This is a genomic window from Novosphingobium sp. PC22D (assembly GCF_002556635.1).
Classification (GTDB): Bacteria; Pseudomonadota; Alphaproteobacteria; order Sphingomonadales; family Sphingomonadaceae; genus Novosphingobium.
The window spans coordinates 71,456-98,289 of sequence record NZ_MWMO01000009.1 but is presented as its reverse complement, the minus strand read 5'-3'; the positions used below and the strand labels follow the sequence as shown (position 1 = coordinate 98,289).

General features: G+C 64.8%; 33 protein-coding genes and 1 tRNA gene. 7 read left to right on the top strand and 27 right to left on the bottom strand.

Annotation, left to right across the window (positions count from 1 at the left end; genetic code table 11):
- Position 1 precedes the first annotated feature (1 nt).
- The 24 genes from rplR to B2G71_RS14250 form a co-directional block, all read right to left on the bottom strand.
- Complete coding sequence (gene rplR, locus B2G71_RS14365) at positions 2 to 340, bottom strand: 50S ribosomal protein L18 (RefSeq protein ID WP_098107002.1); 339 nt, start codon at positions 338 to 340, stop codon at positions 2 to 4.
- Positions 340 to 873, bottom strand: coding sequence for a 50S ribosomal protein L6 (rplF, locus tag B2G71_RS14360; RefSeq protein ID WP_098107000.1), 534 nt, complete (start codon positions 871 to 873; stop codon positions 340 to 342). The genes rplR and rplF overlap by 1 nt, the downstream gene beginning before the upstream one ends.
- Entirely contained in the window at positions 873 to 1,268 is a 396-nt protein-coding gene (rpsH, locus tag B2G71_RS14355; RefSeq protein ID WP_098106998.1) for a 30S ribosomal protein S8, read from the bottom strand. The genes rplF and rpsH overlap by 1 nt, the downstream gene beginning before the upstream one ends.
- A gap of 14 nt (positions 1,269 to 1,282) precedes the next feature.
- Entirely contained in the window at positions 1,283 to 1,588 is a 306-nt protein-coding gene (rpsN, locus tag B2G71_RS14350) for a 30S ribosomal protein S14 (RefSeq protein ID WP_098106996.1), read from the bottom strand.
- A gap of 27 nt (positions 1,589 to 1,615) precedes the next feature.
- Complete coding sequence (gene rplE / locus B2G71_RS14345) at positions 1,616 to 2,197, bottom strand: 50S ribosomal protein L5 (RefSeq protein WP_098106994.1); 582 nt, start codon at positions 2,195 to 2,197, stop codon at positions 1,616 to 1,618.
- Positions 2,190 to 2,510 carry a 50S ribosomal protein L24 gene (gene rplX, locus B2G71_RS14340; RefSeq protein WP_098106993.1) on the bottom strand — a complete coding sequence of 107 codons (321 nt, stop codon included), beginning with the start codon at positions 2,508 to 2,510 and terminating at the stop codon, positions 2,190 to 2,192. Before rplX ends, rplE begins: the two co-directional genes overlap by 8 nt.
- Entirely contained in the window at positions 2,510 to 2,878 is a 369-nt protein-coding gene (gene rplN / locus B2G71_RS14335; protein ID WP_098106991.1) for a 50S ribosomal protein L14, read from the bottom strand. Before rplN ends, rplX begins: the two co-directional genes overlap by 1 nt.
- 84 nt (positions 2,879 to 2,962) lie before the next feature.
- Complete coding sequence (gene rpsQ / locus B2G71_RS14330; protein ID WP_098106989.1) at positions 2,963 to 3,256, bottom strand: 30S ribosomal protein S17; 294 nt, start codon at positions 3,254 to 3,256, stop codon at positions 2,963 to 2,965.
- Positions 3,257 to 3,266: 10 nt separating this feature from the next.
- On the bottom strand, positions 3,267 to 3,470 hold the full coding sequence (rpmC, locus tag B2G71_RS14325) for a 50S ribosomal protein L29 (RefSeq protein ID WP_098106987.1): 204 nt from the start codon (positions 3,468 to 3,470) through the stop codon (positions 3,267 to 3,269).
- 2 nt (positions 3,471 to 3,472) lie between these two features.
- Positions 3,473 to 3,904 (bottom strand): 50S ribosomal protein L16, encoded by a 432-nt coding sequence (gene rplP, locus B2G71_RS14320; protein WP_098106985.1) that lies wholly within the window; start codon positions 3,902 to 3,904, stop codon positions 3,473 to 3,475.
- Between the two features lie 22 nt (positions 3,905 to 3,926).
- Positions 3,927 to 4,622 carry a 30S ribosomal protein S3 gene (gene rpsC / locus B2G71_RS14315; protein ID WP_098106983.1) on the bottom strand — a complete coding sequence of 232 codons (696 nt, stop codon included), beginning with the start codon at positions 4,620 to 4,622 and terminating at the stop codon, positions 3,927 to 3,929.
- 2 nt (positions 4,623 to 4,624) lie between these two features.
- Positions 4,625 to 5,002: a 50S ribosomal protein L22 gene (gene rplV, locus B2G71_RS14310; RefSeq protein ID WP_098106981.1), complete on the bottom strand. Its 378-nt coding sequence runs from the start codon at positions 5,000 to 5,002 to the stop codon at positions 4,625 to 4,627.
- Positions 5,002 to 5,280: a 30S ribosomal protein S19 gene (rpsS, locus tag B2G71_RS14305; RefSeq protein WP_098106979.1), complete on the bottom strand. Its 279-nt coding sequence runs from the start codon at positions 5,278 to 5,280 to the stop codon at positions 5,002 to 5,004. Before rpsS ends, rplV begins: the two co-directional genes overlap by 1 nt.
- Before the next feature lie 6 nt (positions 5,281 to 5,286).
- Positions 5,287 to 6,123 carry a 50S ribosomal protein L2 gene (rplB, locus tag B2G71_RS14300; RefSeq protein ID WP_098106977.1) on the bottom strand — a complete coding sequence of 279 codons (837 nt, stop codon included), beginning with the start codon at positions 6,121 to 6,123 and terminating at the stop codon, positions 5,287 to 5,289.
- Between the two features lie 4 nt (positions 6,124 to 6,127).
- Complete coding sequence (locus B2G71_RS14295; protein ID WP_098106975.1) at positions 6,128 to 6,442, bottom strand: 50S ribosomal protein L23; 315 nt, start codon at positions 6,440 to 6,442, stop codon at positions 6,128 to 6,130.
- Entirely contained in the window at positions 6,435 to 7,058 is a 624-nt protein-coding gene (rplD, locus tag B2G71_RS14290; RefSeq protein ID WP_098106973.1) for a 50S ribosomal protein L4, read from the bottom strand. The genes B2G71_RS14295 and rplD overlap by 8 nt, the downstream gene beginning before the upstream one ends.
- Positions 7,059 to 7,062: 4 nt before the next feature.
- The gene (gene rplC / locus B2G71_RS14285) at positions 7,063 to 7,821 is read right to left on the bottom strand and encodes a 50S ribosomal protein L3 (RefSeq protein WP_098106972.1); all 759 of its coding nucleotides are present in this window, start codon (positions 7,819 to 7,821) and stop codon (positions 7,063 to 7,065) included.
- Positions 7,822 to 8,067: 246 nt separating this feature from the next.
- Positions 8,068 to 8,379 carry a 30S ribosomal protein S10 gene (gene rpsJ, locus B2G71_RS14280; protein WP_098106970.1) on the bottom strand — a complete coding sequence of 104 codons (312 nt, stop codon included), beginning with the start codon at positions 8,377 to 8,379 and terminating at the stop codon, positions 8,068 to 8,070.
- A 221-nt stretch (positions 8,380 to 8,600) separates the two neighbouring features.
- The gene (locus tag B2G71_RS14275) at positions 8,601 to 8,957 is read right to left on the bottom strand and encodes a hypothetical protein (RefSeq protein WP_098106968.1); all 357 of its coding nucleotides are present in this window, start codon (positions 8,955 to 8,957) and stop codon (positions 8,601 to 8,603) included.
- A gap of 76 nt (positions 8,958 to 9,033) precedes the next feature.
- Positions 9,034 to 10,224, bottom strand: coding sequence for an elongation factor Tu (gene tuf / locus B2G71_RS14270; RefSeq protein ID WP_098106966.1), 1,191 nt, complete (start codon positions 10,222 to 10,224; stop codon positions 9,034 to 9,036).
- 93 nt (positions 10,225 to 10,317) lie between these two features.
- The gene (gene fusA / locus B2G71_RS14265; protein ID WP_098106965.1) at positions 10,318 to 12,411 is read right to left on the bottom strand and encodes an elongation factor G; all 2,094 of its coding nucleotides are present in this window, start codon (positions 12,409 to 12,411) and stop codon (positions 10,318 to 10,320) included.
- Positions 12,412 to 12,511: 100 nt separating this feature from the next.
- A complete protein-coding gene (gene rpsG / locus B2G71_RS14260; protein ID WP_098106963.1) occupies positions 12,512 to 12,982 on the bottom strand; it encodes a 30S ribosomal protein S7 in 471 nt (156 codons plus the stop codon).
- A gap of 162 nt (positions 12,983 to 13,144) precedes the next feature.
- The gene (gene rpsL / locus B2G71_RS14255) at positions 13,145 to 13,516 is read right to left on the bottom strand and encodes a 30S ribosomal protein S12 (protein WP_007011879.1); all 372 of its coding nucleotides are present in this window, start codon (positions 13,514 to 13,516) and stop codon (positions 13,145 to 13,147) included.
- Between the two features lie 494 nt (positions 13,517 to 14,010).
- Positions 14,011 to 14,409: a hypothetical protein gene (locus tag B2G71_RS14250; RefSeq protein WP_098106961.1), complete on the bottom strand. Its 399-nt coding sequence runs from the start codon at positions 14,407 to 14,409 to the stop codon at positions 14,011 to 14,013.
- 156 nt (positions 14,410 to 14,565) lie between these two features.
- Here B2G71_RS14250 and B2G71_RS14245 point away from each other — a divergent pair, with 156 nt between their 5' ends.
- Entirely contained in the window at positions 14,566 to 15,012 is a 447-nt protein-coding gene (locus tag B2G71_RS14245) for a nuclear transport factor 2 family protein (protein ID WP_098106958.1), read from the top strand.
- A 56-nt stretch (positions 15,013 to 15,068) separates the two neighbouring features.
- Here B2G71_RS14245 and B2G71_RS14240 read toward each other — a convergent pair whose 3' ends face one another.
- Entirely contained in the window at positions 15,069 to 15,689 is a 621-nt protein-coding gene (locus tag B2G71_RS14240; protein ID WP_098106956.1) for a response regulator transcription factor, read from the bottom strand.
- A gap of 227 nt (positions 15,690 to 15,916) precedes the next feature.
- Between B2G71_RS14240 and B2G71_RS14235 the strand changes: the two genes are divergently transcribed.
- The 4 genes from B2G71_RS14235 to B2G71_RS14220 all read left to right on the top strand — a co-directional run bounded on the left by B2G71_RS14235 (position 15,917) and on the right by B2G71_RS14220 (position 21,721).
- Positions 15,917 to 17,179, top strand: a complete 1,263-nt coding sequence (locus tag B2G71_RS14235) for an MFS transporter (protein ID WP_098106954.1) — start codon at positions 15,917 to 15,919, stop codon at positions 17,177 to 17,179.
- 607 nt (positions 17,180 to 17,786) lie between these two features.
- Positions 17,787 to 18,887, top strand: coding sequence for a branched-chain amino acid aminotransferase (locus B2G71_RS14230; RefSeq protein ID WP_098106952.1), 1,101 nt, complete (start codon positions 17,787 to 17,789; stop codon positions 18,885 to 18,887).
- A 10-nt stretch (positions 18,888 to 18,897) separates the two neighbouring features.
- Positions 18,898 to 19,842 carry a zinc-binding dehydrogenase gene (locus B2G71_RS14225; RefSeq protein WP_098106950.1) on the top strand — a complete coding sequence of 315 codons (945 nt, stop codon included), beginning with the start codon at positions 18,898 to 18,900 and terminating at the stop codon, positions 19,840 to 19,842.
- A gap of 67 nt (positions 19,843 to 19,909) precedes the next feature.
- Entirely contained in the window at positions 19,910 to 21,721 is a 1,812-nt protein-coding gene (locus B2G71_RS14220) for a hypothetical protein (RefSeq protein ID WP_098106948.1), read from the top strand.
- Here the strand turns inward: B2G71_RS14220 and B2G71_RS14215 are convergent.
- Positions 21,715 to 22,317, bottom strand: coding sequence for a hypothetical protein (locus B2G71_RS14215; RefSeq protein WP_098106946.1), 603 nt, complete (start codon positions 22,315 to 22,317; stop codon positions 21,715 to 21,717). The two genes, B2G71_RS14220 and B2G71_RS14215, sit on opposite strands and share 7 nt — an antisense overlap.
- A gap of 188 nt (positions 22,318 to 22,505) precedes the next feature.
- Between B2G71_RS14215 and yghU the strand changes: the two genes are divergently transcribed.
- The gene (gene yghU / locus B2G71_RS14210) at positions 22,506 to 23,345 is read left to right on the top strand and encodes a glutathione-dependent disulfide-bond oxidoreductase (RefSeq protein WP_098107120.1); all 840 of its coding nucleotides are present in this window, start codon (positions 22,506 to 22,508) and stop codon (positions 23,343 to 23,345) included.
- Positions 23,346 to 23,437: 92 nt separating this feature from the next.
- On the opposite strand, the gene B2G71_RS14205 is transcribed toward yghU, so the two are convergent.
- A complete protein-coding gene (locus tag B2G71_RS14205; RefSeq protein ID WP_098106944.1) occupies positions 23,438 to 25,990 on the bottom strand; it encodes a TonB-dependent receptor in 2,553 nt (850 codons plus the stop codon).
- 334 nt (positions 25,991 to 26,324) lie between these two features.
- Here B2G71_RS14205 and B2G71_RS14200 point away from each other — a divergent pair.
- A tRNA-Gln gene (locus B2G71_RS14200) sits at positions 26,325 to 26,399 on the top strand.
- The last annotated feature ends 435 nt before the right edge of the window (positions 26,400 to 26,834 follow it).

Here is a 26,834-nt window from a genome sequence, read left to right as displayed (position 1 = left end):
ATCAGAACTCCAGCCCGCCTTCGCGGGCGGCATCGGCCAGCGCCTTGACGCGGCCATGGTACAGGAAGCCGCCGCGATCGAACACGACGGACGTCACGCCGGCCTTCTTCGCGGCTTCGGCAAGCTCCTTGCCGACGCGCGAGGCGGCGTCGATGTCGGCGCCCTTGCCGCCGAGCGTATTGGCGGCGGCGAGCGTACGGCCCTGCGCGTCATCGATGATCTGCGCGTAGATGTGCTTGCCGGTGCGATGCACCGAAAGGCGCGGACGGCTGGTGCCACGGGCGCGCAGCGAGGTACGGACACGCTGGCGGCGCCGTTCGAAGAGCGAAAGCTTGGCCATTACTTCTTCTTCCCTTCCTTGCGGAAGATGTACTCGCCGCGGTACTTGATGCCCTTGCCCTTGTAGGGCTCGGGCTTGCGCCAGCGGCGAATTTCGGCCGCGAGCTGGCCGACCTTCTGCTTGTCGATACCGGAGATCTCGACGGTCGTGTTGTCGGGCGTCTTCACCTCGATGCCCTCGGGCACGTCGATGTCGACGTCGTGCGAGTAGCCGAGCTGAAGCTTGAGCTTCCGGCCCTGCGCCGAGGCACGATAACCAACGCCGGTGATCTCGAGGACCTTGGTGAAGCCCTCGGTCACGCCGTCGACGAGGTTCGACACGAGCGTGCGCTGCATGCCCCAGTGGCTGCGCGCTTCCTTGCTGTCGTTCGCCGGCTGGACCGAGATCGACCCGTCCTCGACCTTGTACGAGACGAGCTCCGACAGGCCCATCGACAAGGTTCCCTTGGGCCCCTTCACCGACAGCGAGCCGTCCTTCATCTCGGCCGTTACCCCGTTGGGGATCGCGACCGGCTTCTTGCCGATGCGGCTCATCAGAACACCTCCGCGAGCACTTCGCCGCCCACGTTCTGGGTGCGCGCCTCGGCGTCCGAGAGCACGCCCTTGGGCGTCGAAACGATGGTGATGCCAAGGCCGTTGCGCACGATCGGCAGTTCCTTCGAACCCGAATAGACGCGGCGGCCCGGCTTGGAGACGCGGGCGACGTGCTTGATCGCAGGCTCGCCCTCGAAATACTTCAGTTCGATCCGCAGTTGCGGATGCTTGCCCGAAGCGTCCTCGGTGTAGCCACGGATGTAGCCTTCACGCTGAAGCACCTCGAGCACGCGCGCGCGCAGCTTCGACGCCGGCGACAGGACCGAGTCCTTCTTCGCCTGCTGGCCGTTGCGGATGCGGGTGAGCATGTCACCCAGGGGATCGGTCATAGCCATCTTGTTCTATTCCCTCACCAGCTCGACTTGGTCACGCCGGGGATCATGCCCTTGTTGGCAAGATCACGCAGCTCAACGCGGCACAGGCCGAACTTGCGGTAGTAACCGCGGGGGCGGCCGGTCGTTGCGCAGCGGTTGCGCACGCGCGTCGGGTTCCCGTTGCGCGGGATCTCGGCCAGCTTGAGGCGGGCGATCAGGCGCTCGGTCTCGTCGAGCGACGTGTCGTCAGCGATCGCCTTGAGGCGCTCGTACTTGCCCGCGTACTTCTTCACGAGCTTCTTGCGACGCTCGTTCTTGTTGATGGAACTCAGTTTCGCCATGGACTTAAGCTCTCTCTGCTAGGCGGCTCACGCCGCCTCCTTCTGTTCCGCCTCTTCGGCGGGGAACGGGAAACCGAACAGGCGCAGCAGTTCGCGCGCTTCCTCGTCGGTCTTGGCGGTGGTGGTCACGATGATGTCCATCCCGCGCACCTTCTCGATCTTGTCGTAGCTGATCTCCGGGAAGATGATCTGCTCCTTGAGACCCATCGCGTAGTTTCCGCGACCGTCGAACGACTTCGGATTGAGGCCGCGGAAGTCGCGGATGCGGGGCATCGCGATCGTGATCAGGCGGTCGAGAAACTCGTACATGCGCTCGCGACGCAGCGTGACCTTGCAGCCGATCGGCATGCCTTCACGCAGCTTGAACTGCGCGATCGACTTGCGGGCGCGAGTGATCACGGGCTTCTGCCCGGCGATCATCTCCATCTCCTCGGCGGCGGTCTGGACCTTCTTCTTGTCCTGGCTCGCCTCGCCCACGCCCATGTTGAGCGTGATCTTCTCGATCCGCGGCACCTGCATCGGGTTGGCGTAACCGAACTTCTCGGTCATCGCCTTGACGATCTGATCGTCGTACTTGGTGCGCAGGCGCGGAATGTACTTCTCAGCCATCGATGGTCTCCCCGGACTTGGCGGCCACACGGACCTTCTTGCCGTCCTTGGTTTCGAAGCGGACGCGGGTCGGCTTGCCGTCCTTCGGATCGGCCACGGCGACCTTGCTGATCGCCATCGGCGCCGGCGCGCGGTCGATGCCGCCCTGCGGGTTCACCTGGGTCGGCTTGCGGTGACGGGTCGCGACGTTGATGCCATCGACCACGACCTTGCCCTCCTTGGGCATGACCTGGAGGACGGTGCCGGTGCGGCCCTTGTCCTTGCCCGAACGGACAACGACGCTGTCACCCTTCTTGATCTTCGCAGTCGCCATCACAGCACCTCCGGAGCAAGCGAGATGATCTTCATGAAGCCCTTGCCGCGAAGCTCGCGAACCACCGGGCCGAAGATACGGGTGCCGATCGGCTCCTCGCTCTTGTTGATGAGGACCGCCGCGTTGGTGTCGAAGCGGATCACGCTGCCGTCCGGACGACGCACGTCCTTCTTGGTGCGCACGATCACCGCGCGGTGAACGTCACCCTTCTTCACGCGCGCCCGCGGCTGCGCTTCCTTGACCGACACCACGATGATGTCGCCGACGCCCGCGGTGCGGCGCTTCGAGCCGCCCAGCACCTTGATGCACTGGACGCGCTTCGCGCCGCTGTTGTCCGCGACGTCGAGATTGGATTGCATCTGGATCATCGATCCGGTTCCTTCTCACTGGCTTGCCGGAACCAGTCCGGCAGTTCCAAAAAACTCGTCAGTTCGCCGAGTCAGCAATTGTTATCAGTTGCTGACAGCGGCCTCGACGTCGAGGTTGGCCTCGACTGCGGTGCCCTTGCTCGCCTGCAGGCGGTCGAGCACCTTCCACGACTTGGTCTTGGAGATCGGCTTGGTCTCCTCGATCCGCACGCGGTCGCCCGAACGGAAGGCGTTGTCCTCGTCGTGCGCGTGGTAGCGCTTCGAACGACGGATGATCTTGCCGTAGAGCGGGTGCTTGACCTTGCGCTCGACGAGCACGGTCACGGTCTTGTCGGTCTTGTCGGAAACCACGGTCCCGATCAGGATACGTTTGGGCATCGTGTTCTCCTTACTTCGAACCGGCCGCACGCTCGGTCTGGAGCGTCTTGATGCGGGCGATGTCGCGGCGCACTTCCTTGATGCGCGCCGGACGCTCGAGCTGGCTCGTCGCGGCCTGGAAGCGCAGGTTGAACTGCTCGCGCTTGAGATCGGCGAGGTCAGCGGTGAGCTGGTCGTCGGTCTTCGCGCGCAGGTCTTCGGTCTTGCTGGCCATCGTCAGCCCTCCAGGTGCGAGGTGTCGCCGAGGCGAGCGACGACCTTGGTCTTGATCGGCAACTTCATCGCCGCGCGGCTGAACGCCTCCGCCGCGAGCGGACCGGCAACGCCGTCGAGCTCGAACAGGATGCGGCCCGGCTTGACGCGGGCGGCCCAGTATTCGACCGAACCCTTGCCCTTACCCTGACGGACCTCGGCAGGCTTCTTCGAAACCGGCACGTCGGGGAAGACGCGGATCCACAGGCGCCCCTGGCGCTTGATATGACGCGTGATCGCGCGGCGCGCCGCCTCGATCTGGCGCGCGGTGATCCGCTCGGGCTCCATCGCCTTGAGGCCATAGGATCCGAAATTGAGTTCGGTGCCGCCCTTGGCATTGCCATGGATCCGGCCCTTGAAGGCCTTGCGGAACTTGGTTTTCTTCGGTTGCAGCATCTTGCTTACTCTTACCTATGCCTCAGCGCGCCGGGCGCACGCCGGAGGTCTGAGCCTCCATCATCAAGCGGTCCTGCGCCGTCGGATCATGGCCGAGAATCTCGCCCTTGAAGACCCAGACCTTGATGCCGATGATGCCGTAGGCGGTGAGCGCCTCGGCTTCGGCATAGTCGACGTTCGCACGCAGCGTGTGCAGCGGAACGCGGCCTTCGCGATACTGCTCGACACGTGCGATCTCCGCGCCGCCGAGACGGCCGCCGCACATCACCTTGATGCCTTCCGCACCGAGCCGCATGGCCGACTGCATCGCGCGCTTCATCGCGCGGCGGAACGCCACGCGGCGGATGAGCTGGTCGGCGATGCCCTGGGCGATCAGCTTCGCGTCGATCTCCGGCTTGCGGATCTCGACGATGTTGAGCTTCACTTCGCTCTCGGTCATCTTCGCGAGCTTCTGGCGAAGCTTCTCGATGTCCGCGCCCTTCTTGCCGATGATGACGCCCGGACGCGCCGCATAGATCGACACGCGGCACAGCTTGGCCGGACGCTCGATCACCACCTTCGAGATCGCCGCCTGCGGCAGCGTCTCGACGATGTACTTGCGGATCTTGAGGTCTTCCTCGAGCAGCTTGCCGTAGTCGCGGCCTTCCGCGAACCAGCGGCTGTCCCAGGTGCGGTTGATCTGCAGACGCAGGCCGATCGGATTGGATTTATGACCCATGATCAGGCCTCCTCGACTTCACGAACGACGATCCGCAGGCGCGAGAACGGCTTGAGGATGCGGGTGGACTTGCCGCGACCGCGCGTGTGGAAGCGCTTCATCGTGATCGACTTGCCAACCGAAGCCTCGGCCACGACGAGCGCGTCGACGTCCAGGTTGTGGTTGTTTTCCGCGTTGGCGATCGCCGAGGCGAGCACCTTGCGCGCGTCTTCGGCCATGCCCTTCTTCGAGAACGCGAGGATGTTCATCGCATCCTCGGCCTTCTTGCCGCGGATCAGGCCGGCGACGAGGTTGAGCTTCTGGGCCGAACCACGAATGGTGGTGCCGACCGCGAGCGCCTCGTTCTCGCCGACGCGACGGGGAGCTTTCTGCTTGCTCATCAGCGCTTACCCTTCTTGTCGGCGGCGTGGCCGGGGAAGCTGCGCGTGGGCGCGAACTCGCCGAGCTTGTGGCCGACCATGTCTTCGTTGACCGAGACGGGAATGAACTTCTGGCCGTTGTAGACGCTGAACGTCAGGCCGACGAACTGCGGCAAAATCGTCGAACGACGCGACCAGGTCTTGATCGGACCGGTGCGGCCAGCTGCTTCCTGAGCGGTTTCCGCCTTCTTCAGGAGATACAGATCGACGAAGGGGCCTTTCCAGACGGAGCGTGCCATCGTGTCTTACCTCTTCTTCTTCGCGTGGCGCGAACGGATGATCATCTTGTCCGTCTGCTTGTTGTTGCGAGTGCGGGCGCCCTTGGTCGGCTTGCCCCACGGCGTAACCGGGTGACGGCCACCCGAGGTCCGGCCTTCACCACCACCGTGCGGGTGGTCGACCGGGTTCTTGGCGACACCGCGAGTGAGCGGACGACGGCCCTTCCAGCGGGTGCGACCGGCCTTGGCGAAGTTCTGGTTCGCGTTGTCCGGGTTCGACACGGCGCCGACGGTGCCCATGCAATCGCCGCGCAGGTAGCGCTGCTCGCCCGAGTTGAGGCGAACGATAACGAGACCACGGTCGCGACCGACGATCTGGACATAGTTGCCGGCCGAGCGGGCGATCTGGCCGCCCTTGCCCGGCTTCATCTCGACGTTGTGACAGATCGTGCCCACCGGCATCTGCGACAGCAGCATCGCGTTGCCGGGCTTCACGTCGGTCTTCTCGCCGGCGATCACGCTGTCGCCCACGGCGAGGCGCTGCGGCGCCAGGATGTAGGCGAGTTCGCCGTCCTCATACTTGACGAGGGCGATGAACGCGGTGCGGTTGGGATCGTACTCGATCCGCTCGACGGTGGCGGCCATGTCCCACTTGCGACGCTTGAAGTCGATATAGCGGTACTTCTGCTTGTGGCCGCCGGCGATGCCGCGCGAGGTCACATGGCCCTTGTTGTTGCGGCCGCCGGTCTTGCGCTTGCCTTCGCTCAGCGTCTTGACGGGCTTGCCCTTCCACAGCGAGGTCTTGTCGACGAGGATCAGGCCGCGGCGCGCCGGGCTGGTCGGATTGTAGTTCTTCAATGCCATCGGATCAGCCCCGTACGCCTTCGGTGATGTCAATCGACTGGCCCTCGGCCAGCGTGACGATCGCCTTCTTCACGTCGCTGCGGCGGTACGGACGACCGCGCCAGCGCTTGACCTTGCCCTTCTGGACGATGGTGTTCACGCCGGTCACCTTGACGTCGAACAGCGCTTCGACGGCAGCCTTGATTTCCGGCTTCGTCGCATCGTCGGCCACCTTGAAGACGATCGCGTTGTTCTCGGACAACAGCGTCGACTTCTCGGTGATGTGGGGCGAGAGGATCACGTCGTAATGACGGATGTTCACGTCCTTGTCCTTAGCCATTGAAACGCGCCTCCAGTTTCTCGACCGCGGCGCGCGTCAGCACCAGCGTATCATGCTTGAGAATGTCGTAGACATTGGCGCCGACGGCAGGGAGCACGTTCACGCCGACGAGGTTGCCCGCCGCACGCGCGAAAGTTTCGTTCACCGCTTCGCCGTCGATCACGAGGACCTTGTTCCAGCCAGCCTTGGCGAACTCACCGGCGAGCGCCTTGGTCTTGGCGTCGGCGACGTCGAGGCTGTCGATCACGACCAAGCCGTCCTTGGCCTTGGCCGAGAGCGCCATCTTGAGACCGAGCGCACGGACCTTCTTGTTGAGCGACTGCTCGAACTCGCGGCGACGCGCGCCGTGAGCCTTGCCGCCACCGATGAAGACCGGCGCCGCGCGGTCGCCGTGACGAGCCGTGCCGCCGCCCTTCTGGCGACCCCACTTCTTGCCGGTGCGCGCGACGTCGGAGCGCTCGCGCGTGGCGCGGGCGATGCCGCGGCGGTTCTCGAGCTGCCAGGTGACGACGCGATGCAGGATGTCGGCGCGCGGCTCGAGGCCGAACACGTCATCCGAAAGCTCGATGTCGCCCTTGGCGGCCGAACCGTCGAGGTTGAGGACCTTGACCTTCACGTTATCAGCCCTCCTGGCCTTCGGTCGCTTCCGGCGCCGCGGTCTCTTCCGCAGGCGTATCGGCAGCGGCCGTATCATTGCTGTTGGCGGCCTGCTTCAGGCCGGCGGGATAAGGCGCCTCCGCATGGCGGGCGACCTTCACCGCGTCCGAGACGGTCAGCCAAGAATTCTTCGCGCCGGGAACCGAGCCCTTGACGAAGATCAGGCCGCGCTCGTCGTCGACGCGCACGATCTCGAGGTTTTGCTGGGTGCGCTGGCGATCGCCCATGTGGCCGGCCATCTTCTTGTTCTTGAAGACCTTGCCCGGATCCTGGCGGTTGCCGGTCGAACCGTGCGAGCGGTGCGAGAGCGAGACGCCGTGCGTGGCGCGCAGACCGCCGAAGCCCCAGCGCTTCATCGCGCCAGCGAAGCCCTTGCCCTGGGTGTGGCCGGCGACGTCGACGAGCTGGCCCGGCACGAAGTGCGAGGCGGCGATCGCGGCACCGACGTCGAGCAGCGCGTCGTCGGCGACGCGGAACTCGGCAACGCGCATCTTGAAGGGCACTTCCGCCTTGGCGAAGTGCTCACGCTGCGGCTTGTTGACATTCTTGGCCTTCGCTTCGCCCGCACCGAGCTGAACGGCAACATAGCCGTCCGTCTCCGCAGTGCGGACCGAAACAACCTGGCAATCTTCCAGCGCCAGAACGGTCACGGGTACGTGCCGGCCGTCCTCCTGGAACAGGCGGGTCATCCCGACCTTCTTGGCGATCACGCCAGTGCGCATGATCAAAACTCCTCAACAGAGGCACCCCGGCCCATCCGAGGTGCTTGCTCAGCCCTTTTGATGATGCGTCGCCCCGTCCGGGCTGAAGCGCCCCTCCCGAAGGAGGGACTGGACGGGGGACGCAGCCCGGAGATGAACTCCCCGGCGGTATCCCTTGTGTCCCGGCGCTGACTTGCCGGGCTCTGTCCTCACGGTTCCGATGGAACCGGCAAACGGCCCCACGGATCAACCGAAGGGCCTTCTCGCTTACGCGAGCTTGATTTCCACGTTCACGCCCGCCGCGAGGTCGAGCTTCATCAGCGCATCGACGGTCGTGGCGTTGGGCTGCACGATGTCCAGCAGCCGCTTGTAGGTGCGAACCTCGAACTGCTCACGCGACTTCTTGTCGATGTGAGGACCGCGGTTCACGGTGAACTTCTCGATCTTGGTCGGCAGCGGAATGGGGCCCCGAATGAGCGCACCGGTGCGGCGCGCGGTATCCGCAATTTCACCCGTTGCCTGGTCGAGCACGCGGTGGTCGAACGCCTTGAGGCGGATGCGGATGTTCTGAGCTTCCATATGTCCTGCTACCGATGAGAAAGAGCCGAGAGGCCGGAGCCCCATTGAATTGCGAAGCGCGCCCCTACAGCGCCAGCGGGATTCGTGCAAGCCCCTGCGAGCGGAAAAATTCGGATTTCTGCGGAGGTTCGGCACACAGCAGCTCTCGCGCAATGAAATGCGTGCCCAAAGTCCGATCGGCGCAATCCGATCACATGCACTTATCGAAGCGACGGCACTGCTTACCGCTGCTTCTTCTTGCCCAGCGCCGCTTTGAAATCGGGGTCCTTGTTCGAAACCCAGGCGACGAACTTCTCGATCCGTGGATCGAGCCTGAGCAGAGCGGCATCGAGGCCGTAGCGCTGCAATTCGGAATTGGTGAAGGTAGTGATCAGCATGTTCTGGCAGATCGGGTGCATCGGCACCGTATCTCGCCCGCCCCGGCTCTTGGGAACCGGATGATGCCAGATCACGGTTTCACCGCATGGCCGCTCACAGAGCCAGCAATCGGGCGGCGGCAGGCTTTCTGCCCCCTCCCCGTCTTCGACCGCGTCGAACGTGTCCTCGCGCGGTCCGTGCTTGCCGTATTTGCGTGCCATGGCCTTCCCTTCGACGAAAAAGCCCGGCCTCCGCAAGGAGGCCGGGCCAATTCGTTCAGAAGTAGAGCTTTGAAGCTTACTTCGTGATCTTCGAGACGACGCCCGAACCCACGGTGCGGCCACCTTCGCGGATAGCGAAGCGCAGGCCGTCGTCCATGGCGATCGGCGCAATCAGCTTGACCGAGATCGTCACGTTGTCGCCCGGCATGACCATTTCGGTGCCCTCGGGGAGGATGACCTCGCCGGTGACGTCGGTCGTGCGGAAGTAGAACTGCGGACGATAGTTCGCGAAGAACGGCGTGTGACGGCCACCCTCGTCCTTCGACAGGACGTAGACCTCGGCGTCGAACTCGGTGTGCGGGGTCACGGTGCCCGGCTTGGCGAGAACCTGGCCGCGCTCGACCTCCTCGCGCTTCAGGCCACGGACCAGCGCGCCGATGTTATCGCCGGCTTCGCCCTGGTCGAGCAGCTTGCGGAACATCTCGACGCCGGTGACGGTCGTCTTCTGGGTGTCCCTGAGACCGACGACTTCGACTTCCTCGCCGACCTTGATGATGCCGGTTTCGACGCGGCCGGTGACAACCGTACCACGACCCGAGATCGAGAACACGTCCTCGACCGGCATCAGGAAGGGCTTGTCGGTCGGACGCGGCGGCTGCGGGATGAACTCGTCGACGGCCTTCATCAGCTCGACGATCTTGTCCTTGCCGATCTCGTCGTCACGGCCTTCGAGAGCGGCCAGCGCCGAACCCTTGATGATGGGAATGTCGTCGCCGGGGAAGTCGTACGAGGACAGAAGCTCGCGAACTTCGAGCTCGACCAGCTCGAGGAGCTCTTCGTCGTCGACCTGGTCGACCTTGTTCATGAACACGACGAGCGCCGGAACGCCGACCTGACGAGCGAGCAGGATGTGCTCGCGGGTCTGCGGCATCGGGCCGTCGGCGGCGTTCACGACCAGGATCGCGCCGTCCATCTGAGCGGCACCGGTGATCATGTTCTTGACGTAGTCGGCGTGGCCCGGGCAGTCGACGTGCGCGTAGTGGCGGGCGTCGGTCTCGTACTCGACGTGCGCGGTCGAGATGGTGATGCCGCGCTCGCGCTCTTCGGGAGCCTTGTCGATGTTGGCGAAGTCGACGGCTTCACCGCCATAAGTTTCCGCCATGATCTTGGTGATGGCAGCCGTAAGCGTGGTCTTGCCGTGATCGACGTGACCGATGGTGCCGATGTTGCAGTGCGGCTTGTTCCGCTCGAATTTTGCCTTCGCCATTCTACAAACCTTCTTTTCTTCTAAGATTGATAATACGGGAATTCGAAGCGGCACCCGCAGAATCGAGCGCCGCCCCTAGACCTATTGCGCCGATCAGGCAAGCTTCTCCTTGACCTCGGCCGCGACATTTGCCGGAACCTCGTCGTAGTGGGAGAACTGCATCGAGTACTGCGCGCGTCCCTGTGTGAACGAGCGAAGCTGGTTGACGTAGCCGAACATGTTGGCGAGCGGCACGTTGGCCTCGACAACCTGCGCGTTGCCGCGGCTGTCGGTGCCCTGGATCTGGCCGCGGCGGCTGTTCAGGTCGCCGATGACGTCGCCCATGAACTCTTCGGGCGTCACCACCTCGACCTTCATGATCGGCTCGAGAATCTTGATCCCGGCCTTCTGCGCGACTTCGCGCATCGCGCCGCGACCGGTGATCTCGAAGGCCAGGGCCGAGGAGTCGACGTCGTGGTACTTACCGTCGATCAGCTTGATCTCGAAGTCGACGATCGGGAAGCCGATCAGCGCGCCGGTCTCGGCGGTCTCGCGCATGCCCTTCTCGACCGAGGGAATGTATTCGCGCGGGATGTTGCCGCCCTTCACCTCGTCGATGAACTGGATGCCCGAACCGCGCTCGCCCGGCGTGACCTGGACCTTGACTTCACCGAACTGGCCCGAGCCGCCCGACTGCTTCTTGTGGGTGTAGGTCAGTTCGACCGGCTTGCCGAGATATTCGCGATAAGCGACCTGCGGCGCGCCGACGTTGGCCTCGACCTTGAACTCGCGCTTCATGCGATCAACGATGATGTCGAGGTGAAGCTCGCCCATGCCCTTGATGATCGTCTGGCCCGATTCGTGGTCGGTCGAAACGCGGAACGAGGGGTCCTCGGCCGCGAGACGCGAGAGCGCCACGCCCATCTTCTCCTGGTCGGCCTTGGTCTTGGGTTCGACCGAAAGCTCGATGACCGGATCGGGGAACTCCATCCGTTCGAGGATGATCGGAGCCTTCTCGGCGCACAGCGTGTCGCCGGTGGTGGTCTCCTTGAGGCCCGCGACCGCGACGATGTCGCCGGCATAGGCGGTATCGATGTCCTCGCGGTTGTTGGAGTGCATCAGCAGCATGCGGCCGACCTTCTCCTTCTTGTCCTTCACCGAGTTCAGGTACGAACCCTTTGAAAGCTGCCCCGAGTAGATGCGGCAGAAAGTGAGCGAACCGACGAACGGGTCGTTCATGATCTTGAACGCCAGCGCCGCGAAGGGCGCGGTGTCGTCCGAGGGACGCGTGGCGGTTTCTTCGGTGTCGGGAATGATACCTTCGATCGGCGGGACGTCGATCGGGCTCGGCATGTAGTCGACGACGGCGTCGAGCAGGGGCTGCACGCCCTTGTTCTTGAACGCGGAGCCGCAGGTCACCGGCACGAAGGCGCGCGCGAGCGTGCCCTTGCGGATCAGCCGCTTGATTGTCGCGGCATCAGGCTCGTTGCCTTCGAGATAGGCTTCGAGAACATCGTCGTCCTGTTCGACGACGGTCTCGAGCAGCTTCTCGCGGTACTCGGCCGCCTTGTCGGCCATGTCGGCCGGGATCTCGGTGTAGTCGAACTTCGCGCCGAGGCTTTCGTCCTGCCAGACGATGCCGCGCATGTTGACGAGGTCGACGACGCCCTTGAGGTCGGCTTCGGCGCCGATCGGAAGGTACATCACCAGCGGCACCGCGCCGAGGCGGTCGACGATCGACTGCACGCAGTAATAGAAGTCCGCGCCCGTACGGTCGAGCTTGTTGATGAAGCACATCCGGGGGACTTTGTACTTGTCGGCCTGGCGCCACACGGTCTCGGACTGCGGCTCCACGCCCGCGACGCCGTCGAAGACCGCGACCGCGCCGTCGAGCACGCGCAGCGAACGCTCGACCTCGATGGTGAAATCGACGTGTCCGGGAGTGTCGATGATGTTGATGCGGTGTTCTTCGCCCTTGCCGTCATCGGCCTGCCAGAACGTGGTGGTCGCGGCCGACGTGATGGTGATGCCGCGTTCCTGCTCCTGCTCCATCCAGTCCATGGTCGCGGCGCCGTCGTGGACTTCGCCGATCTTGTAGGACTTGCCGGTGTAGTAAAGGATCCGCTCGGTCGTCGTGGTCTTGCCGGCGTCGATGTGCGCCATGATGCCGATGTTGCGATAGCGTTCGATCGGATGGCTGCGTGCCATGATAGCTTCCTTGGATTTTCGGGAGTGGGAACCGCTCGTTAAATAGGTTCCCGCCCCCTCGATTAAAAGTGTGACTCCGGTGTGACGACCCGGGCGCTGTTTACCAGCGGTAGTGGCTGAACGCGCGGTTGGCGTCGGCCATGCGGTGCGTGTCCTCGCGCTTCTTCACCGCGTTGCCACGGTTGTTCGCGGCGTCGAGCAGTTCGCCCGACAGACGCGCCGACATGGTCGTCTCGGGACGGTTGCGCGCGGCGGTGATGAGCCAGCGGATCGCGAGCGCCTGGGCGCGCTCGGGGCGGACCTCGACGGGGACCTGGTAGGTCGCGCCGCCGACACGGCGGCTGCGGACCTCGATCTGCGGCTTCACGTTGTTCAGCGCATCGTGGAAGAGCTGGACCGGATCGGCCTTGGCGCGGGCCTCCATGGTGTCGAGCGCACCGTAGACGATGCTCTCTGCGGCGGACTTCTTGCCGTCGTACATGAGGTTGTTCATGAACTTCGACAGGACCTGATCACCGAACTTCGGGTCGGGCAGGATTTCCCGCTTCTCGGGACGACGACGACGTGACATTTCAAAAACTCCAAATGTCCGGAGCGTTGCGGAGGTTTCTCAAGTCATCCCTGCGATGGCGGGGATCGGTGGCCTCCAGGCCGCTCGGCTTGTTTCAACAGACCTTGTGCAAGAGGGAGAGCGGCCCGCGGCTCGCGCCGGACGCCCGGTCCCTCGACCGGGTCACTTCGGACGCTTGGCGCCGTACTTCGAGCGCGACTGCTTGCGGTCCTTGACGCCCTGCGTGTCGAGCACGCCGCGCAGGATGTGATAGCGCACGCCGGGAAGGTCGCGGACGCGGCCGCCGCGGATCAGGACCACCGAGTGCTCCTGCAGGTTGTGGCCTTCGCCCGGGATGTAGGAGATGACCTCGCGGCTGTTGGTCAGACGCACCTTGGCAACCTTGCGAAGCGCCGAGTTCGGCTTCTTCGGGGTCGTGGTGTAGACGCGGGTGCAGACGCCGCGCTTCTGCGGGTTCTGCTCCATCGCCGGGACCTTGCTCTTGGCCTTCTGCGGCTCGCGGCCCTTGCGGACCAGCTGGTTGATAGTGGGCATCTATACTCTTCTTTCGATGTGGAGTGCGATGGAACCGCTCCGCCCCCAGTATTACTCGGTGACCCGAGGCGGAACGGACCCGTCGCACCCCGGTCCAACAGGCCGGCGCGCGAGGATGGGCGGATTGTCGAAGGTTCACGAATGCGATCTGCCGCGCGCCTTGCGCCGACCCTGCCCCGGAACGCGCCCGGAAAGGCCGGCCTGCGGGCGACACGCCACCGCAACCGTGAGCCGAAAACACTCCACCCGGCCAAAACGCCGGATTACTTTGCCGCTGGACGCCGGAGGAACCCTCCCGTCACCGGACTTCGCCATGACCTGGCCAGAAGCCCGCTCGCACAGCGGCAATGTTCAGCTCTATGTCTTCCAGGCGGGGCATTCCCGCCAAGGATGCGCGCCGTTAGCGGGATTCGCCGCGGCGGTCAAGCACGGTACGGATCAGAGCAGCCCCGGGCCCGCCAGCCAACGGATGGTCCATTCGGACGAGAGCCGGTTCAGCCCGCGACTTCGTAGATGTCGGCGTCGAGGCCGTCGACCTTGCGGACGCGGAAGCGCTGCTTGTGCCGGGCGAGTTCCTCGTTGAGAAACTCGGGCGGGGCCAGTTCCTTGCCCTCGGCCATCGCGGCGGGCGCATCCTGGTGCTGCTCGACGTAGAGCTTGGTCGCCGCGATGAGCCGGGCGCGGCGCTCGGTGCCGAGCGAGCCGGCCGCGAAGTCATCATGCTGGTTGCGCGAGGCCTGCGGGGCATTCTGGTCGATCGTGATCCCGCCCGAGATGAAGAGCCCGACGAACGCGAAAACGAGGAAGCAGATCCAGACGACCCCGAGCACTCCGATCTTGAGCGAGGTGAACGAGCGGCCCGGCTTGTTGCTGCGTGGCGAGTTGTGTGACATGCCGCGCCATTAGAACGGTCCGTCGCACAGGGCCAGTGCTTTTTATGCAAAATTTGCATGAATAATTTGCAATGCCCCGCGCGCCGGTTCGTCTGACGCGCTACGGCGCAGGCCGGAGGGGTTCCCCTCTCCGGATCGAAGTTTGAGGCCTGAACCATGGACGACATCGAACGGCTCGCCGCGATCGAGGCGATCAAGCAAGTCAAGGCCCGCTATTTCTACGGCCTCGACAACAAGGACTGGGATTATTGGGCCCGCGAGGTCTGGGCGCCCGAGGGACGGCTCGAAGTCGCCGGGCTCGAGGCCGCGGTCGCCCCGCGCGACGTGATGATCCCATGGGTGGCGAGGCAGATGGCCGATTGCGTTTCGATCCACCACGGACACACGCCGATCATCGACTTCGTCTCCGACGTCGAGGCGCGGGTGATCTGGGCGATGGAGGATCGGCTATACAAGGGCGCGGACGACCTGCTCCAGCCGGGCTGCAGCCAGATCCACGGTTGGGGGCACTATCACGAAACCTACGTGCGGCTCGATTGCGGATGGCGGTTGCGCTCGTCGAAGCTGACCCGCCTGCGGACCGAACGCGTCTTCGTGAGCTGACGAGCCGTCCCGCAGTTGGCGGGTTAAACCATCTTACGCAGATGTCATGTCACGCATCATGCCAATTCACGCATCATGATCGCCAGTTCGGTGCGGTTCTTGATGCCGAGCCGGGTGTACAGCCGGTGCAGATAGAGCTTCACCAGCGCTTCGCTCACGCCGAGCTTCTCGGCGATCTCGCGATTGCGGAACCCTTGCGCGACGTTGTCGGCAATGAAGCGTTCGCGTTCGCTCATCTTCGGGCCGCCCGCCGGCATCGACTCGTTCTTCGAAATCTCGATGAAGCGCTCGAGATAGTCGGAATCGATGAAGCGCCCGCCCTTGCGCACCGCGGTGAGCGCGTCGAACAGGCGGTTTTCCGCGCCGTTCTTGTTGACGATGGCATTCGCGCCGGCACGGATCGCGCCCATCAGCGCATGATCCTCGAACTCGGCGGCGAGCATGATCACTTCGCCCTTGCAGCCTTGTCTGCGCAGCTTTTCGAGCGTGCTGATGCCGTCCATGCCCGGCATGCGCACGTCGAGGATCACGACATCGGGCGAGGTCCGTGCGACGGCATCGAGCGCGCCCTCGCCATCCGAGACGGAGGCGACGACATCGTAACCCGCCGAGCACAAAGCCGATTCAAGGCCGCTGCGGAAAAAGGCATGGTCGTCTGCTATAACTACGCTGGTCACTGCTTCATCCCCCTTGGTTCATTATTCTCATTATTCCGGGACTTCATTATAGGCCAACGGCGCTTGAAGAGACTCTAAACAACGATAGGTTGTCCCATAATATTCCATTCGAGGCGCCGCCGCCACGTTTCTGATATCGCGTGAGATCGCGCGAAGGCAGCGCCCTTTCAACTCCCGGGCATTCGGGTAGGTTGCACACAAAAGCACTTCCGGCGGGAGACGGACCTATGGGCAATATCAGATCGTTCGCGACGGGATGGCGGCAAGTGCTCGCCTGCGCGCTGCTGCTCGCGGCCTCGGGCATGATCGCATCAACCTACTCGGTGGTCGCCGTGCCGCTCGCCCGCGAATTCCAGCCAAGCCGCACCGTGCTCATGCTGACGATGACGGTGCTGTCGGGCACTTGCGCCATCCTCGCCCCGCTGCTCGGCACGCTTATGGACCGCGTCTCGGTCCGGCGGCTGATGGTTGTCGGCGGCGTCCTGCTGGCTTTCGGCTACGCGGCGATATCGATGGCGACCTCCTTCACGCAGATCCTGATCATCTTCGGAGTGTTCATCGCGCCCGCCAACGTCCTGATCGGACCGGTCGCGATCACGGTGCTCCTGTCACGCTGGTTCGTGGCCCAGCGCGGCCGCGCGATCGGGCTCGCGATTGCCGGTATCGCGGCGGGCGGCCTGCTGTTTCCCAATGTCATTCAGGCGCTGCTCGACACGCACGAGTGGCGCGAGGCGCTGCGGCTGCTGGCGGTGGTGCTCGCGGTCTGGACGATTCCCGCCGCGCTCCTGGTCATCGACACTCCCGAGCAACGCGGCCTCTTCCCCGACGGTGCGGACACCGCGCCCGCGGATACGACGTCGAGCACGGGCGCGGCAGGACTTTCGGCGCGCGCGATCCTCACCGATCCGACCTTCTGGCTGATCGCCGCAACCGTCGCCATCGTCACCTCGGGGCTCAAGGGCATGATCACCAATCTTGCGCCGCTCGCCATCGACAACGGCATCGACGAGAGCCGCGCCGCGACGCTCGTCTCGGTCTTCGCCGGCTGCGGCTTCATCGCCAAGTTCGTCTTCGCCGCGATTTGCGACAAACTGGGACCGCGGCTGATCATGCTGGTCTCGCTGACCGGCTTCGCCGCGGGCATGGCCTGTCTCACCCAGGCCTCGGGCGGCTACCCCGTGATCGCGCTGGGCGTCGGCTTGATGGGCCTGTTCGGCGGGCTCATGGTTCCCATCGAGAGCTACATAGCGCCGCGCGTGTTCGGTGCGCGCGGGGTCGGACGGGCGATGGGCCTGCTCTCCGGCACGATCTTGATCGCCTTGCTGGCGACGCCGCCGCTGTTCGGCCTGATCTTCGACCTGACCGGCAGCTATCGCGGCATCTTCTGGACCTTCGCCGGTCTCGGGATGCTCGCGCTCGCCTGGGTTCCGGCGATCCGGCTCGGACCGAGGGACGCCTCGCCCGAGCCAAGTGCCGTTCCCGCCGAGTGAGATTCGCCAAAGACCGCGCGCTGCGAAATGACGGCGCAATCGGGCAGTTCGCGGCATGTCCGGGACGCGCCAAGTGCTCCCGAAGCACGCGTCGGGACTTGGACCGACTTTCCACAGCTTAGGGCACGAAGATCGATACTGACGCCAAAAAAAATCATTGCAAGACTTGTTGTGCGGCGCGGAATACCGCAGAAATTACGCAAGGCAGACGGTCCTATCCGGAACGCCCCGGATAGGCGCCCGCCCGCCCCGGCCGCAATGCGGTCAACCTTGGCTCAACAGCGCGAAAGGAGGTGATCCGATGTCTCATGGTTCAGCAGAGAGGTCGGCAAAATCCGTCGCGAGGCATTATCGCTGAAGAACAGTACGCGATAAAGGTTTCGCTGGCGGCACTTCCGGCCGCTGACCATGCGAAGGGCCGTACCGGACTGACCGGTGCGGCCCTTCTCATTTATCACGCGACGCGCGCCGCTCCGCCGCCAAGACACGTTTGCCTCGATGACGCGGGCTTGCTACACAAATCGCTTCGCACAAATATGTCATTACGCTTGCGTTTTGTGTAATTTTTGTTCACCGCGAGCGCGGTATCAGCATCAAGGACTTCCCGATGGCGACGATCGCCGATTCCGACCTTGCCTTTTCCCGTATCGCCCATCCCGCTCCGACCGACGAGGCGGCGCGCGCCGCCGTGCTTGCCAACCCCGGCTTCGGCACGAATTTCTCCGACCACATGGTCTCGATCGACTGGACCGAGGGGCGCGGCTGGCACGACGCGACATTGGGCCCGCGCCAGCCGATTGCGCTCGATCCGGCGGCCGCGGTGCTGCACTACGCGCAGGAAATCTTCGAGGGGCTGAAGGCCTATCGCCAGGTCGACGGCAGCATCGCGCTGTTCCGTCCCGAGGCCAACGCCGCGCGCTTCAATGCCTCGGCCGAGCGGCTGGCGATGCCGGCGCTGCCCGAGGCGGTATTCGTCGAGTCGGTCCGTCAGTTGGTCAATGCCGACCGCGGCTGGTTCCCCACGCTCGACGGCGGCTCGCTCTACCTGCGGCCTTTCATGATCGCCACCGAGGCGTTCCTCGGCGTGCGACCGGCCAAGCAGTACAAGTTTCTCGTCATCGCCAGCCCGGCGGGCAACTACTTCAAGTCCGGCGCCCCGGCCGTTTCGATCTGGGTGAGCGACTACAGCCGCGCCGCGCCCGGCGGCACCGGCGCCGCCAAGTGCGGCGGCAACTATGCCGCCAGCCTCGTGCCCCAGGGCGAGGCGATCGCGCGCGGGCACGACCAGGTCGTCTTCCTCGACGCGGTCGAGCGCAAGTGGATCGAGGAACTGGGCGGCATGAACCTCTACTTCGTGTTCGATGACGGCACGCTGCTGACCCCCGCGCTCACCGGCACGATCCTGCCCGGCATCACGCGCGACAGCCTGCTCACGCTGGCCCGCGAAGAGGGCCTGACGGTGCAGGAAGGCCGCTATTCGATCGACCAGTGGCGCGAGGACGCCGCGAGCGGCCGCCTCGTCGAGACGTTTGCCTGCGGCACTGCCGCGGTGGTCACGCCGGTCGGCAAGGTCGCGAGCCGCGAGGGCGATTTCACGATCGGCTCCGGCGGCCCCGGCCAGCTTACGCAAAAGCTCAAGAACCGGCTCGTCGCGATCCAGCGCGGCGAGGAGGAAGACCGGCACGGATGGGTGACGAAGCTCGCCTAGGCTCGGAGCGGTGAAGGCCTGGCTTTTCACCGGCGCGCACGAGCCGCTCGTGCGCATCGAGCGCGAGACCCCCGCGCCCGGCGAAGGCGAAGTTTTACTCACCGTGCGCGGTTCGGGCCTGTGCCATTCGGACGTCGGCCGGATGGACGGCACCTTGACGCCCTACATGCCCAAGAAACCGCCGATCGTGCTCGGACACGAGATCGCCGGCGTGGTCGAGACGGCGGGGCCGGGCGTGACCCGCTTCGCACCGGGCGACCGCGTGGTCGCCTCCGGAACGATCGCCTACTGCCCTGGCCGCGACGCGGATGGCGGCTACGCCAGCCATGTGCTCCTGCCCGCCGCATGCCTCCTGCCCCTGCCCGACACGGTCAGCTTCGCCCAAGGCGCCGCAGCGACCGATGCCGGGCAGACCTCGCACAGCGCGCTGGTCAATGCCGGCGGGCTCGAGGCGGGGATGAAGGTCGGGATCATCGGCCTGGGCGGTCTCGGCATGACCGCCGCGCGCATCGCCGCGCTGCTCGGCGCCGAGGTTCACGCCGCCGAACCGCGCCGCGAGGCCTGGGATACGGCGAGCGCACTCGGCGTGCGCGGCGTCGTCGCCGATGCCGACGGGCTGGCGCCGCTCGCTCCCGATCTCATTGTCGACTTCGCCGGCTTCGGCACGACCACCGCCGCCGCCATCCGCGCGGTTCGCCCCTTCGGCCGCGTGGTGCAGGTGGGGCTAGGCGTCGCGCGCGCCGAGATCGATATGCAGGTGCTGATCGGCCGCAACGTCACGCTGCGCGGGTCGGGGGGCGGCACGCCCGCCGACACCGCCGCCGTGTTCGCGATGATGGCACGCGGCGACCTCGAGATCGCGGCAAGCACGATCGGCTTCGAGGATATACCGGAAGGACTCGACCGGCTGGCGCGTGGCGGCGTGATCGGCCGTATCGTCGCCGAGATGACCTAGACGGGGCACCACGGCGCGCAACCAAGCGATATTGCCGCCACCGCGCGCTCTGATAACACTTGCCGCCATGGAGCATGGCCCCCTCGCCCAGTCCGGCCCCCTCGATCCGTCCGCGTCGATCCGCGAGCCGGTGAAGCTGGTCGTCTGGGATCTTGACGAGACGTTCTGGCAAGGCACGCTCGGTGAAGGCGCGATCACGCCGCTGCCGCGCAACATCGCGCTGGTAAAGACGCTGGCCGCGCGCGGAATCGTCTCCTCGATCGCCTCGAAGAACGATCGCGCGGCGGTCTCCGCCGAGCTCGAACGACTGGGCATCGCCGACCACTTCGTGGCGCCCGCGATCGCTTTCCAGCCCAAGGGGACGAGCATCGCCGCGCTGATCGAAGCACTGCGCCTGCGCCCCGCCAACGTGGTGTTCATCGACGACAACCCCTCGGTGCTCGCCGAAGCCGGCTTCGCCTGCCCGGGCCTGGTCTGCCTCGATCATCCTGACCGTCTCGCCGAGGCCATGGACGGCGAAGCCCTGCGTGGCCAGCCCGATCCCGATCTTTCGCGGCTGCAGCAGTACCGCGAACTCGCGGCGCGTCACGACGTGCAGACGGAAAGCGGCGGGGATGCCGTCGCATTCCTGCGCCAGAGCGCGATCCGCGTCGAGATCGACTACGACGTCGAACCGCATCTCGATCGCGTGATCGAGCTGATCAACCGCGCCAACCAGCTCAACTACACCAAACGCCGGATCGAAACGCCCGAAGCGCGCGCGCAGTTCATCGAGACGCTGCGCAAGTACGGCTTCAAGGCTGGCATCGTGCGCGTCTCCGACCGCTATGCCGACTACGGCATCGTCGGATTCTTCCTCACGCTAGCGACCTTGCGCGGATACGAACTCAGGCACTTCGTGTTCTCGTGCCGGATCATGAACATGGGGATCGAGCAATACGTCTACGACCTGCTCAACCGCCCCGCGATCGATGTGACCGAGCCGGTCGCCAACCCGATCACGAGCTTCGCTGCGGTCGACTGGATCACCGAGGGCGGACCGCAAGGCACCGTCTCGGCGCTGCGCGACAAGAAGCTCGCCCTGATCGGCGGCTGCGACATGCTGCAGCTATCGACCTATTGCTCGATGGATTCGATCGAGTTCACCAACCGCGACGCGAACGGGCTGATGAAGCGGCTCGACGATCCGTTCTTCATCCTCGAGGATGATCCAAAGCGCATCCAGGCCAGCGCGATCCGGCCACGCCTGCCGGCCTTCGATGCCGAGGATATCGAGCTCCGCAATGCCGCGCTGGAGAGCGCGGATGCCTTCATCGTCTCGTTCTACCGGATGATGGATATCAACTATTTTCGCGATCGGGACGCCCTGACCGTGCGGCTCGACGAGGAAGCGGTGAAATCCCTGCTCGGCTCGAACGAGGCCTTGTGGTTCGTGCGCAACCTGCAGTTCGTACGGTTCAGCCACGAGGAGCGGTGCGATCTCGTGCGGCGCTCGCTCTGGCGGCTTGCCGAGCGCTCGCGCCCCCAATGCCGGATCATCGTCCTGACCGAGAACACGCGAAAGCACGAGGACAAGCAGAACGCCTTGCGGCTGCGCACGCTCTACAACGAAATGGTCGCGCGCATCTGCCGGGCCAGCGACAAGTTCGTCCTGCTCGACGTGAACACCGTCACCGACGAGAAATGGGTCTGGGATGACGGCTTCCACATGCACCGGCAGGGGTATTTCGAGCTGGCGCAGGCGGTGAAGGCGATCCTCGCGCCGGACGGGCGCGGCGACACCATCCGCAATACCTCGCGGCCCTCGGCGGCACCGTTTCCCGATGCCTCTCTCTTCGTTACGAGCCGCATCCGTTTCGATCGCCAACCGCCTCAGTAGGCGCCCTCGCCGACCGTATTGAATTGCGGGTGGACCGCCTTCCACCGCATCATCCAGTCCATCCCCTCCTTCGCGCGGGCGAGATCGTCGTCGCGCGGCGCAAGCGCGGCATTGGCGGCGCGCTCGACGTCGGGGAGGACCGATGTGTCCCAGCCCTGCTCCTCGACTTCGGCCGCGAGCGCTTCGGCGCCGGCGCGGCGCAGCATGGCCGGCAACCGGTCGCGCAACGCCGCCACGACCCAGGGAATCATCGGCCCGTTGGTGTCGGGATCGTAGCCCCACAAGGTGTTGTGGTCGGTCTCGGGGTGAATGTAGTGGTAATGCAGCACCCTGCCGAAGACGTCGAAGCGCAGGAATTCCTGGCGGCGCCCCGCGTCAAAGACGTGGATCGACGGACCGCGCACCATTCGCTCGGCGCTGTCTCCCAGCGCCCTCGCCTCGACCGCGAGGCATACCAGTCCGGCATCGAACCAGCGGGTATGCGCCGCGATCACCGGGATCAGCGCGAACGCGTGATACTGCCCGCGGATCGTATCCACCTGGCGGTTGCTCAGCGGCTCTTTTGCAGGGGGCGGATTCTCCATGGTCGCGGCCAACGTCTTCTCCCGATTGCCTTGCTCTGCGCCGCGATTGCACGCCCGCCGCTCCGTGCTGTCAATGGCGGCGCACCTGCTCACGCGTCCGCCGCGCTTGCTCGCAACGACGCGTGGCGCGGCATGGTGCCCTTGCCGCCCTGCGCGAAACGCCTAACTGGGGAGCCTCAACCTATCCCGGAGAAATGCTGATGGCCGAAGCCGACTACACGCCCCCGAAAGTCTGGACTTGGGACAAGGAAAACGGCGGCCAGTTCGCCAAGACCAATCGCCCGATCGCCGGCCCCATGCACGAGCGCGAACTGCCGCGCGGCAAGCACCCCTTCCAGCTCCATTCGCTCGGCACGCCCAACGGCCAGAAGGTGACGATGCTTTTCGAGGAGCTGCTCGCGGCCGGCTACGACGCCGAATACGATGCCTGGATGATCTCGATCACCGATGCCGACCAGTTTTCCAGCGGGTTCGTCGCGATCAATCCCAACTCGAAGATCCCCGCCCTGCTCGACTGTTCGGGGCCCGAGCCGTTTCGGGTCTTCGAATCGGGCGCGATCCTGCTGCACCTCGCCGAGAAGTTCGGCGCCTTCATCCCGACCGATCCCGCCGCGCGCGCGGAATGCTATTCCTGGCTCATGTGGCAGATGTCGACCGCGCCGGTCATCGGCGGCGGCTTCGGGCATTTCTACCACTACGCGCCGCAACGCTTCGAATATCCGATCAACCGCTACGCGATGGAGACCAAGCGCATCTTCGATGTCGCCGACCGTCGCCTCGCCGAAGCGCGCTACTTCGCCGGCGACATGCTGACGATTGCCGATATCGCGGTCTATGGCTGGTTCGGGCCAATGATGCGCGGAGAGGCCTATGCCGACGCAGCGACGTTCCTGGACCTTGCGAGCTACACGCATGTGGCGCGCTGGGTGGCCGAACTCGACGCGCGTCCTGCCCTCCAGCGCGGCCGCAAGGTCAACCGCAGCGACGAGGGCTGCGTGGCCGAGCGTCACAGCGCCGCCGACATCGACGCGGTGATGTAGGACGACAAGCAGACGCGGTACGGCCGGGCGCTTTCACGCCCGGCCGCCTTGCGCGGGTATCGTGCGTCCCCGGTCCGAGGGACGCGCCGGGCCTACCCGCCGAAGTTCCAGCGCAGACGCGCGCCGTACATCCGCGACTGGCCGAGGATCAGGCTCTCCGATCCGGTCGAGTTCCACGATCCGCCGATGAACACCGGATACTTCTCGTTGGTGAGATTGGTCGCGAAGACCGAGAAGTCGATGGGCGAACCCGCGACCGAGTTCCAGTTGAGGTTGGCGTTGAGCACTTCCGACGAAGGCAGGATACCGAAGGGCGAATCCGCCTGCGCCGTCTGCTTGCTGGTGTAGGTCCAGGTCGCCGAGACGCTGAGGCTACCCATGCTCTCGTCGAGCGGCAGAGTGTACGAGGGCGTGACCGAAAGCTTGTGCTTGGGCGAGAGCGGCAGCGCACCTCCCACCTCCGAACCGGTCGTCGGCGGCAGGTAGAACTGGAACGCCGGCGGCGCGTACGACTTCAGCTTGGTGTCGAGGTAGGTGTAGCCCACCGCGAGGCCCAGGCCCTGCCAGTTGGCCGAGGTATCGACCTCGAAGCCCATGATCCGCGACTTGCCCGCGTTGACGATGGCCTGCGCCGGCGAAGCGGTGTTGTTCGGGATCGTGGGATCGGGGATCAGGTTCGCTGAAAGCTGCTGATCCGAGAAGTCGTTGTAGAAGCCCGCCACGTTGAAGTAGCCGTTGAACATTCCGCGGAAGGTCACCTTGGCACCGATTTCGTAAGTGTCGACCTTTTCCGGTCCCCATGCGACGGGAACGGTGTTCGACGCGTTGACGTTGCCCTGGCGATAGCCGCGCGCGTACTTTGCGTAGATCAGCGTATCGAGCGTCGGCTTGAAGTCGATGCCGAGCAGCCAGGTCGGCTTTTCGGACTTCTGCTTGATCCGCGTGACGCAGTCCTCGCCGCTCGCGGCCGGACGGCCGGGATAGGCGGCGCACTGGAACGTCGGCGTGTTCGGCGCGAAGAAGAAGATCTGCCGCGTGCCGCCCTCGCCGACCACCTTGTCGATCGTATAGCGGATGCCGCCGGTCAACGAGAGCTGATCGGTAAGGTCATAGGTGCCTTGGGCGAAGAAGCCGATGTTCTCGTAGTCGTAACGCGTCAGCGAGTTCTGGATGAGGCCGGGAATGCCCGGCGCGCCCAGGGTGTTGATCGGCGTGCACTGGTACGTCGAAACATCGGTGCAGGAAACCGACGAGAGCACGGGAACCGTTACGCCGGGTGCGATCGGGATCTGCGCCACGTAGGAGATCGGGGAAAGCGATCCCTGGAACGGGTCGAGCCCAGAGCTCTTTTCATAGTAGGCGCCAAGCACGTAATCGAGGCGGTTCTCGAGGGCCCGGCCCTGGATCTGGAACTCTTCGGTGAAGGTCCACTGGCCGATGTTGTCGACGTTGGGGTCGGGATTCAGGCCAACCCAGGTGAACGGCAGGCCGGCGAAGGGGCTCGGCTGGCCGAACTGGGTGGTCGCCGGAAAGGCATAGTTGTCCGAACCGATGTTGAACGACTGCGCCTGCGTGAATTCCTGATAGCTCGCGATGTTCTTCAGCGTGATGCTGTCGCTCACGTCCCAGGACGTCGTGTTGATCACGCCCCACTGGTCGATGTTGAGGAATGGATCGCGCGCGCCGCTCTCGACGTCCCAGTAACCATAATCATTGGCCTCGGCCCGCGCCAGGAACTGGCTGCAAGCCAGCGGCGCGAGGAAGGCCGCGGTGGTGTTCGGATTGGGCGCGGGGAATCGCGTCGGGTCCGCGCCGTTGCGGCAACCGTCGGCATTGGCGGCGATGATCCTGCCGTAGGTGCCATTGGTGCGCGAGCGGCTGTAGCGCGCGATCGTGTAGTTCTCGAGATCCGGAGTGAGTTCGGCCACCATGCTGAGGCGGAACGCCCAGTAGTCCACATCGCCGAAATCGTCTGCACCGATGCCCGACTTGTTGTGGATGAAGCCGTCGCGCTTCTGGCGATCGACGCCCATGCGGACCTTGAAGGTTTCCGCCAGCGGGATGTTGAGCACGCCCTGGAAGCGATACATGTCGAGGTTGCCGTAAGACGCCTCGACGTAACCTTCGAGGAAGTCGGTCGGCTTCTGCGGCACGATCAAGATCGCGCCGCCGGTCGTGTTGCGACCGAACAGCGTACCTTGCGGGCCCTTCAGCACCTGCACGTTTTGAAGGTCGAAGAACTGGCCGACGCCGGCACCGTTACCGCCGGAGGTGCCGCCCTGCGCGCGCGGGCCGATCACGTCGGCGAAATAGGTGGCGACCGAAGGCGACGTGAAGTTTTCCTGGACGAAACCGCGGATGGCGAAGGTCGCGGTCTCCGAGCCGAACCGCGAGTTCGCCGAAAGCGACGGCGTGTAGGTCGCCAGATCGGCGCCCGACACGATATTCCGGTTGGATATCTGCTCGTCGTCGTAGACCGTGATCGAAATCGGCACGTCCTGCAGACGCTCCTCGGTGCGCCGGGCCGTGACGACGATGTCCGTCGCTTCCCGCGCCGACTGGGCATGGGCCGGCATGGCAACGCCGACCGCAGTGCCGAACGCCGTCGTCGCGCAAAGCGCGACGCGAATACTCGCGAATCGCATGGATTTCCTCTCCCTTTTTCCCAATCGAACGAACCTCTACTGGGAACGCTGTTCCCGTCATAGGCTTGGTATGAACCGGGCGACAAGTCGCAGAAGCAAATACTTGGCGCATAAGCGCGGGCACGCGCCGCCGCAGAGACGCGAAACCTGCGGAATTCCGGGAGATTTCAGCTTACCGTGTGGTAACATAGCAACACCGGTGAATGCGATATCGCCACGGTGATGGCCCGGCCCGGCGAATTTACGCCCTTGCGGAAGAATGAAGGCGTTGCCGGCCGTGCGGCCTCTCCCCTCTTTTCAGGCCGCGCCGAAGCCGCTAAGCGCCCCCTTCTGCTGGGGCGTCGCCAAGTGGTAAGGCACCGGTTTTTGGTACCGGCATTCGCAGGTTCGAATCCTGCCGCCCCAGCCAGACTTTGTCTCGTCCGAGACCATCCAAATACGTCTTGCTTCCGTAACCTCCGGAAAAGCTGGAGAGTTTGTCTCATGGGAGGACGAAGCGAGTTATCGAGGCGCTGCGTTGCTGGGGGTTCGATTGGGGGCGTGCCCGGGTAAGCCACTTGCCGACCGACAAGGCCTGCCGAAAGCCGATCAAACTGGCCGATGCGAACGGCCTCTATCTCCGGCCCCCCGCTCCCCCTCCGGACCATCAAGCGCCGGAGTGCCGTCCATTGGCGGCGACGCATGACTTCCCACCGGGCTTCGGCTTTCGGGAATGTACTCCACGAGCCGTAAGTCGGCCTCATACCCGTCCCAATGAGCAGTGGCACCTCAGCTACAGCCGCTGTGCCGCATGCTCGAACAGGCGGGGCTGATCGCGGCTGAATAGAGGGAAACAGCGGGCGCT